Origin of the sequence: Microbulbifer mangrovi (assembly GCF_002009015.1) — a bacterium.
Lineage (GTDB): Bacteria > Pseudomonadota > Gammaproteobacteria > Pseudomonadales > Cellvibrionaceae > Microbulbifer > Microbulbifer mangrovi.
This window is the reverse complement of the sequence record NZ_LZDE01000082.1, coordinates 1-741: the sequence shown is the minus strand read 5'-3', so window position 1 is coordinate 741 and position 741 is coordinate 1. Positions and strand designations below refer to the sequence as shown.

The 741-nt window shown below is 62.2% G+C and carries 1 protein-coding gene; it reads right to left on the bottom strand.

Going from position 1 to position 741, the window contains the following annotated elements:
- Positions 1-572 (bottom strand): ATP-binding cassette domain-containing protein (locus B4U49_RS00365; protein WP_143735425.1); only part of this gene is annotated, 572 nt, incomplete at its 3' end.
- Between the last annotated feature and the right edge of the window lie 169 nt (positions 573-741).

Here is a 741-nt window from a genome sequence, read left to right as displayed (position 1 = left end):
TTGGTGGGCTCGTCCAGCAGCAGCATGTCGGGGCGGGACAGCAGCAGGCGGCACAGGGCCACACGGCGTTTCTCACCACCGGACAGGTTGTTCACGTCGGCGTCCCACGGCGGCAGGCGCAGGGCGTCGGCGGCGACTTCGAGGCGATGCTCCAGGTTGTGGGCATCCCAGGCCTGGATCACGTCTTCGAACTGCTGTTGCTTCTTTGCCAGGGCGTCGAAGTCGGCGTCGGGCTCGGCGTAATCGGCGTAGACCTGCTCGAGGCCGGCGAGGGCGTCGATGGCTTCGCGCATGCCGTCTTCGACATTGCCGCGCACGTTCTTGGCCGGGTCCAGCTGCGGTTCCTGGGGCAGGTAGCCGACCTTGATGCCGGGCATGGCGCGGGCTTCGCCGTTATAGTCCTGATCGACGCCGGCCATGATGCGCAGCAGGGTGGACTTACCGGCACCGTTCAGGCCGAGAACACCGATTTTGGCGCCGGGGAAGAAGGACAGGGAAATATCTTTCAGAATCTCACGCTTGGGCGGAACAACCTTGCCCACGCGGTTCATTGTGTATACGTATTCAGCCATTAGAGCATCATTCCAGTCGGTCAGAATTTGGGCGCAAGTTAGCAGTTTGGTGGGAAAGTTCAACCTGCTCGTTCTCGGGTTTTCGGTGCGGAAAGTCCTGAGGTGGCGGTCAGGTCGTACTGTGGCGGCACTGCTGCCGGTAAACCCCTTGTGAGACACGCCGTGAACC